Source organism: Streptosporangium sp. NPDC006013, assembly GCF_040614275.1.
In the GTDB taxonomy this organism is placed as follows: Bacteria; Actinomycetota; Actinomycetes; order Streptosporangiales; family Streptosporangiaceae; genus Streptosporangium.
Map to the genome: position 1 here is coordinate 1 of NZ_JBEXUE010000471.1, position 7,732 is coordinate 7,732.

A 7,732-nucleotide genomic window follows, 5' to 3' on the forward strand; every position below is an offset into this window, starting at 1 on the left:
GCCATGGTGGGGTGCTTGGCGGCGAGGGTGAGGGCGACCTCCAGCAGCATGCCGAGCGCGCGGCGGCCCAGCCAGTGGGCGAACTCGTAGCGGTTGCGCAGCGACTCCCCCACCGCGATCGGCAACTCGGCGCGACGCGCGAGCTCGCGGTGGCCCTCGACGTCCTCGGGCGCGAGCGGGGCCTCCAGGAACAGCGCCCCGCGCTCGGCCAGCCCGCGCGCGAGCCTCACCGCCTGCGGTACGTCGTACACCCAGTGCGCGTCGACCGCCACCTTCAGGCCCGAGGTGGCGACGGCGTCGACGGTGGCCAGGTCCTCCGCCACGCCGTGGCCGAGGTGGAGCTTCACCGTCGTGGCGCCCCTCGCCGCCCACTCACGGGCCAGCTCGGCGCGCTCGCCGTCGGTGGGCCTGGGCAGGCCACTGACGTAGACCGGGACGGTCTCGCGGAAGGCGCCGCCGATCAGCTCGGCGACGGAGCGGCCGGTGAGGCGCCCGGTCAGGTCCCACAGGGCGATATCGACGGCGGCGAGCGCGTCGGCCTGGTGACCGACCAGGTGGCCGCGCTCGCGCATGAGGCCGGTGAGCCGGTCCCAGAGCGGGCGGATCCTGGTGGGGTCCTCGCCGACCAGGACGGGGGCGAGCAGCCGCTCGACGATCGCCGCGGGTACCTCGGGCGCGACGGGCGCCAGCGCCTCGCCCCAGCCGACGGTGCCGTCGTCGCAGGTGACGCTGACCAGCAGGGTCTCGAAACGGCCCGAATAGAGGCTGCGCCAGGGCGGGCGGAGAAAGTAGCCGCCGTCCGGCGCGGAGGTCCCGGGTGAGGCGATCGGCGAGGCACCCAGATAGGCCTCCCGGTGGCTGACCCTAACGGGATGGGCGACGACCTCGGTGATTTTGGCATTCACAGGGGGTTGACGGCCTTGCAACATGTGCGTAACCATCCCACATATCGCAAATCAATTGCAATGGAGACAGGGTGGCTTCCGATCAGAGCAACAACCAGAGCGTGGAACGGGCGATCTCGGTCCTGCGGGCGTTCCTGACCGGCCGGCCCGAGCTGCGCGTGTCCGACGTGGCCAAGGCCACCGGGCTGGGCACGTCCACGGCCTCGCGCCTGCTGGCCACGCTGGAGACGCTGGAGTTCGTCGAGCGCGACCCGATCAGCGGCCTCTACCGGCTGGGCACGGCTCCGATCACCCTCGGCGGGGTCGCGCTCAACCAGAACCCGGTGCACCGCGAGGCCCGCCAGGTAGCCCAGGAACTCGCCTCCTCGCTCGGCCTGGGCGCGAACGTCGCGATCCGGCAGGGCGACTCGCTGTTCTACCTGCTGAACTTCGAGGGCCGGCTGGCGCCGCGCTCGTTCGTGCTCACCGGCCAGCGCAAGCCGCTGTACGCCACCGGCATCGGCAAGTGCCTGCTGCTCGGCCTGAACGGCGAGGAGCGGCGGGCGCTGCTGCCGGAGGAGACGATGCAGCCGTTCACCGCGCACACCGTCACCACCCACGCGCGCCTGGACTCCGAGCTGGCGACCACCCTCAGTCGCGGCTACGCCACCGAGGTCGAGGAGCTGGCCTTCGGCAGGGCCTGCGTCGCGGCGCCGATCCGCGACGGGTCGGGCACGGTGGTGGCCGCGATCTCCATCTCCGGGCCGCTGTCGGCCATCGACCTGGCCACCCGGGAGGCCGAGTTGGCCCGCACGGTCATCGAGACCGCCGACTCGATCAGCATCGGGCTCGGCTACGTCGGCCCGGTGAACGCGTTCGCGGTGAACGCCTCGTGAGCGCCGAGGGCGGGTACGGCGTGAAAGGGCGCGATGCGGGCGGGCGCGGGCTCTCCAACGGGCAGTTCGCCTGGCTGCTCATGCTTCCCGGGCTCGCCCTGTTCGCCGCGATCATCGTCTACCCGCTGGTGTCCGCGCTGGCCACGGGTTTCTTCGAGCAGAGCCTGGTGCGCCCCGGACGCATGTTCGTGGGCCTGGCCAACTTCGCCGACCTGCTCGGCGGGGACTTCTGGCCGGTGCTGCGCAACACCCTGGTGTTCACCGTGGGCGCCACGATCGCGCCGTTCGTGATCGGCTACGCGCTGGCTCTGGCCCTCAACTCCGGCATCGGGGCGAGCGGCTTCCTCCGGAGCGTGTTCCTGTTCCCCTGGGTCATCCCCGGCGTCGTCGTCTCCTTCCTCTGGTTATGGATCTTCAACGCGAACTACGGCGTGCTCAACGCGGTGCTCATGCGGATCGGGCTGATCGACGAGAGTGTCAGCTGGCTGGGCGAACCGGTCACGGCCATGGTCGCGGTCATCGTCACCAAGACCTGGGCCAGCTTCCCCTGGATGATGGTGATGCTGCTCGCCGGACTCCAGACGATGCCCAAAGAACTGCACGAGGCCGCCTCGGTCGACGGCGCGGGCGCGATTCGCAGGTTTCGTTCGGTGACCGCGCCGCATATGAAGGGCATCGCCGGGATCGTGCTCCTGCTGGAGTTCATCTGGAACTTCCAGCACTTCGACACCGTCTACGTACTCACCGGCGGCGGCCCCGCCGGTGCCACCAAGACCTTCGCCGTCGCCGTCTACGACACCGCGTTCAAGGGCTTCGACCTGGGCCGCGCGACCGCACTGGGCGGCCTGTGGATGCTGCTGTTGCTCGTGCTCGTGGCCGTCTACCTGCGCCGCGAGACGAGGAACGGCTCGTGAGCGGGCGAGCCGGCGAGCACAGCGCGTCCGCGGACGTCGACCCCGCACCGCCGGGCGAGGAGAACACATGAGCGTCACGCTGCCGAGGTCCACCTCGATGCCCCGCGAGAACGCCGGCGCGCGGCGCCGCAGGCCCGACCGGACGCGCTCGCGCGTCGCAGCCTGGACGGCGGTGACCGTCATCGGCCTGTTCGGCCTGCTGCCGGTCTACTGGCTGGTCGCCACCGCCTTCACCCCGGACGACAGGGCCTTCTCCTTCCCGCCGTCGCTGGTCCCCGCCGAGATCACCTTCGACCACTTCGCCCGCCTGGCGGAGAACGAGCAACTGTTCCGCTACCTGCTCAACAGCGTGATCGTCTCGATCGTCACGGCCGTGCTCAGCGTGGTCGTCTCGGCCTACATGGCGTACGCGTTCTCCAAGTTCCGCTACCGGGGCCGCCGCTCGCTGATGCACCTGGTGCTGGCCTCGCAGATGTTCCCGCAGGCGGTGCTACTGATCACGCTGTACGCGGTGTTCAGCGCCACCGGGCTGCTGGGCGGCTACACCGCGCTGGTGCTGTCGTTCACCACCTTCACACTGCCGCTCTGCGTCTGGATGCTCAAGGGGATCTTCGACACGGTGCCCGACTCGCTGATGGAGGCCGCCTCCATCGACGGGGCGTCGCGCTGGCGGATCCTGCACACCGTGGTGCTGCCGCTGGCGGGCCCCGGCCTGGTCGCCGCGGGGCTCTTCGCCTTCGTCCGCGCCTGGAACGACTTCATCTTCGCCCTCACGCTCACCGACCCCGAGCGGCAGACCCTGCCGCCCGGCCTGGTGCACACCTATCTCGGGGAGTTCCAAACCGCCTGGCCTGACCTGATGGCCGCCTCCCTCGTCGTCTCGCTCCCGGTGATCGCCGCGTTCATGTTCCTGCAGCGATATCTGGTCGGCGGGCTGACGGCGGGTGCGGTCAAGGGCTGACCCCCCACCCCACAAGGAGCCAAACACCCATGAACACCCTCAGCCGCCGCGACGCACTGCGCCTGCTCGGCCTGACGGCGGGCGCCTCGGCCCTGGCCGCCTGCGCCCCCGACGCCTCGGGCGGCGCACCGGCCTCCGGCGGGGACGCCGCCGCGAAGACCTTCTCCTTCACCTCCTGGTCGCTGAACGAGGAGGCCCAGAAGAGCGCGGTCCAGTCGATCCTGGACGCCTACAGCGCGGCGAACAAGGTCACGATCAAGGCCGCGTCGTTCCCCTACAACGAGTACCTCAACCAGATCACGCTGAAGCTGCGCGGCGGCCGGCTGACCGGGGCGATCCAGCTGGACGTCGCCTGGCTCGGCGCGCTCGGCGCGATGGGCCGCCTGACCGACCTGGGCTCCCAGGCGTCCAGAGGCGGCTACACCGAGACGGCGCTCAGGAGTGGCCAGCTGGGCGGCAGGCAGTACGGACTGCCGTGGACGACCGGCTCCATCGGGCTGATCGCCAACACCGAGATCCTGGAGAAGGCCGGGGTCGGGAAGATGCCCGTCACCGTCGAGGAGTTCGAGGAGGCGCTGCGCAAGGTGAGGGCGCTCGGCGGCGGCGTCGTGCCGTACGCGGCGGCGACCAAGGCCGCGCAGCTGAAAGACATCCTGCCGTGGATGCGGACGTTCGGCAGCCCGCTGCTGGAGGGCGAAACGATCACCATCGGCGACGACGGGTCGGTGGCGGCCGTCGAGTGGTACAAGAAACTCTACGACGGCAAGCTCATCGCTCCCGATGTCGACCGCTTCGACGCGCGGGCGCTGTTCTCCCAGGGCAAGGCCGCCTTCTACGACGACGCGATCATCGCCAGGAGCGTGGTGGCGGGCCAGTCCTCCGACAAGTCCCTGACGGAGAAGATGACGCCGCTGGCCCGGCCGGTGCTTAAGGCCACAGACACTCCGCAGGCGCTGCTGTGGGGCCACGTGATCGTCGTGGTGGAGGGCGAGGGTTCACAGGCGGCGGCGGACTTCGCACTGCACACCACCTCCGACGTCCCGACCACGGCCGCGTTCTTCGAGAAGGTGAAGATGCCCCCCACGACCACGGCCGGACTCGCCGACCCCAAGGTCAGCGGGGACACCTTCACCACCGAGTGGACGGAGAAGATCACCAAGACGGCGAGCGCGAACCCGTTCTGGCGCTACGCGGGCTACGGCCAGATCGAGACGGCGATCGCCGAGCAGGTGCAGGCCGTGCTCGTCGGGCGGTCATCGGCCAAGGACGCGCTGGCCACGGCGGCCGAGACGGCCAAGTCCCTGCAGAAGTGACAGGCGCGGACCGCCCGGCAGGGGGCACCTGCCCGTGGAACTGCCATTCCGCGGGGGAACCCCGGGCCCGCCGGGCGGCCCCGAACACCCTCCTGCCCATCACGACAGAGGTGCTTCATGACCATGCTCGCACGCGTGCTGACCGGCACGCTCGCGCTGCTTCTCATCGCCACCGCCGCTCCCTCCGCCTCGGCCGCCCCCGGCGCCGTCGAGACCGTCTCCACCACCCGTGACCCCGGCTACCGGGAAACCGGGACCTGGACCCAGGCCCAGCGCACCGGCTACCTGGGCGGCACCACCCGCTTCACCCGCGAGGTGGGCGCCGGCGCGACCTGGACCCTCACCGCCCCCGCCGAGGACGAGTACACCCTCGGCGTCTGGATCCCCTTCTCCTCCGACGTCAACGATCCCGCCACCACCTACGCCTGGGACGGCGGCACCCCGCTCACGGTGAACCAGGCCGCGGTGGGCGACGCCTGGCACACCCTCGGCACCGTGCGGCTCGCCGCGGGCGCGCCACTCACCGTCACCGTGACCGCCCGCACCTCGGGCAAGGTGACCCGGGCCGACGCGGTCCGGCTGCGCTCGACCAGGCCGGGCCAGGACGTACTCGTCAACCAGAGCGGCTACGACCTGGGCGGGTCCAAGCGGTTCACCGCGCCGCGCGCCGAGGACGGCAGCCCGTTCACCGTCACGCGCGAGGGCTCCTCCACCGTGCTGTTCCGCGGCACGGTCACCGGCGGTGCCGGTGACTTCACCGCCTTCGACCCCGTCTCGGCCGGCCCGTACGTGATCACTGTCAGCGGCGCCGCCGGGACCGGCACCTCGCACCCGTTCGGGGTGGGGGCGAACTGGACCTACCGGGTCTCACTGCGGCGGGCGATCGACTTCATGGTGGGGAGCCGCTGCGCGCACGGCGACGCCACCAAGCTCGTCTTCACCGACCCCAGAGGCAACCACTGCAACCGGGGCAACACCGGCGTCGCCTGGCGGGACGACCACCAGTTCTCCTTCTCCCTGCAGGGCATGATCTCCATGTACCTGGCCAACCCGGACGCCTTCACCGGCACGCCGGGCACCGGCCGCTACGACGGCCTGGCGATCCCCACTACGCCGGACGCGCCGGAGATCGCCAAGCTGGTCAACTGGGGCGTCGACCTCTACCTCCAAGGTCAGGTCAACCACGACCTGCTCAAGGAGCAGCTGGCCTGGTTCGTTCACGCCTACCCGCACTTCTCCCGGTGGATCCCGCGCGAGCAGTACGTCAAGGCCCGCGATCACCTCGTACGGCTCTGGGGCGACCCGGCCCGCGACCGGTGGAACTGGTACGACATCGCGCATACCGCCGACCTGTTCCAGACCTACACTCTCGTCGGGACCGGCAAGGGCCAGTTCCCGCCCGGCCACTCGATCGTGCCGAACCTGTTGATGTACGAGGTCGCCAAGCGCGACGGGCTCCCCGACCCGGACCGCTACCTCGCCTCGGCCACCGCGCAGGCGAGGTGGATCGTCGACGCCCTCGACTGGAACACCCCCGGCACCACCAAGGGGCAGCGGATGAGCGAGCACGTGACCGTGACGTCACTCGCCTACCTTCTGCGCAACCACCCGGAAGCGGCACCACCCGGCCTGGCGGCGAAGATCCGGCAGTGGGCCGACGTGGCGATCGCCCGATCGGCCAACATGTGGGACTTCCGCAAGTACTCCGAGAGCCTGTGGATCATCCCCGAGTTCAATGAACCGGGCAACGTCGCCGGCCTGCCGGCCGCCGCCCTCGCCGCGGCGGGCGTGATCGACGACGCCGCGACCGCGAGGGCACTGCGCAGGATCGCCGCCTCGCAGATCGACGCCGTCTTCGGCCGCAACCCGGCGGACGCGCACTTCTCGCACGACGCCGCCGGCGCGGAGGGTTTCGAGGGCGTCGAGCACGGCTGGCCCAAGGAGTACCCGCCCGGCCAGGGCGCGGGTGAGCTGGAGGAGGTCCGCGGCGTGCTGGACGGTTCGCCCAAGGAGGCGAGCTACCCCTACGCCCCGGACGCCGACCTCGGCTACACCGAGGGATGGGTGGCGTTCAACAGCGCCTGGAACGCGAGCCTCGCCCAGCTGTCCGCCGACCGGACGAGCCTGCACGCCGCCGCCACGATCCGGCCGGGCCGGCCACTCACCGTACGGCTGCGCGCGGCGCTCAACCTCGACGCGGAGGCCGTGGAGACCGGCACGGTGCGGGTGACCACCTCTGGCGGGGACGGCGAGACGCTCACCGTCAGGGAGACGGGAAAGAGCTCCCGGGACTTCTCGGCGGTGCTGCCCAGCGCGGCGGGGAACGTCCGTGCGGACGACGGGCGCCTGCAGATCCGCCCCGGCCAGACGGTCACCATCCGCTACGGCCTGGACGGCTTCGCCAGGACGACCACGGTCCGGGTCACCTCCTGACACGTGTTCCGGGCCGCCTCCGGACACGCGGTCCGGGTCATCCCCTGAGACACGGTCCGGGCCGTTTCCCGGCATGCGGTCCGGGCCGCCGCCTGGCATGGAGTCCGGGCCGCCGCCCGGACTCCCGGACTCCTTCATCCGTTTTCGTCCATCCTGTTCTGGGAAACCGAGGTCCCGCACCATGACCGAGTTCCGCTGGCGCCTCGTCGAGCGCGTCGTCTCCGACCGGGTGATCGGCATCATCCGGGCATCCGACGCCGGGGCCGCGATCGAGCTGGGTTCCCGTCTGATCGGGGCCGGTCTGCGCTCGATCGAGGTGTCCCTGTCCACG

The 7,732-nt window shown here is 71.0% G+C and carries 6 protein-coding genes; 5 read left to right on the forward strand and 1 reads right to left on the reverse strand.

Going from position 1 to position 7,732, the window contains the following annotated elements:
• A partial coding sequence (locus ABZ260_RS41975) for a mandelate racemase/muconate lactonizing enzyme family protein (protein WP_355628929.1) occupies positions 1-905 on the reverse strand: 905 nt, incomplete at its 3' end.
• A 71-nt stretch (positions 906-976) separates the two neighbouring features.
• On the opposite strand from ABZ260_RS41975, the gene ABZ260_RS41980 reads away from it, so the two are divergent.
• The 5 genes from ABZ260_RS41980 to ABZ260_RS42000 all read left to right on the forward strand — a co-directional run bounded on the left by ABZ260_RS41980 (position 977) and on the right by ABZ260_RS42000 (position 7,401).
• Entirely contained in the window at positions 977-1,780 is an 804-nt protein-coding gene (locus ABZ260_RS41980; RefSeq protein WP_355628932.1) for an IclR family transcriptional regulator, read from the forward strand.
• Entirely contained in the window at positions 1,777-2,694 is a 918-nt protein-coding gene (locus ABZ260_RS41985) for a sugar ABC transporter permease (RefSeq protein ID WP_355628934.1), read from the forward strand. The genes ABZ260_RS41980 and ABZ260_RS41985 overlap by 4 nt, the downstream gene beginning before the upstream one ends.
• A 67-nt stretch (positions 2,695-2,761) precedes the next feature.
• Entirely contained in the window at positions 2,762-3,655 is an 894-nt protein-coding gene (locus tag ABZ260_RS41990; protein WP_355628937.1) for a carbohydrate ABC transporter permease, read from the forward strand.
• A gap of 29 nt (positions 3,656-3,684) precedes the next feature.
• Positions 3,685-4,968, forward strand: a complete 1,284-nt coding sequence (locus ABZ260_RS41995) for an extracellular solute-binding protein (RefSeq protein ID WP_355628940.1) — start codon at positions 3,685-3,687, stop codon at positions 4,966-4,968.
• A 117-nt stretch (positions 4,969-5,085) separates the two neighbouring features.
• Positions 5,086-7,401: a hypothetical protein gene (locus tag ABZ260_RS42000; protein WP_355628944.1), complete on the forward strand. Its 2,316-nt coding sequence runs from the start codon at positions 5,086-5,088 to the stop codon at positions 7,399-7,401.
• The last annotated feature ends 331 nt before the right edge of the window (positions 7,402-7,732 follow it).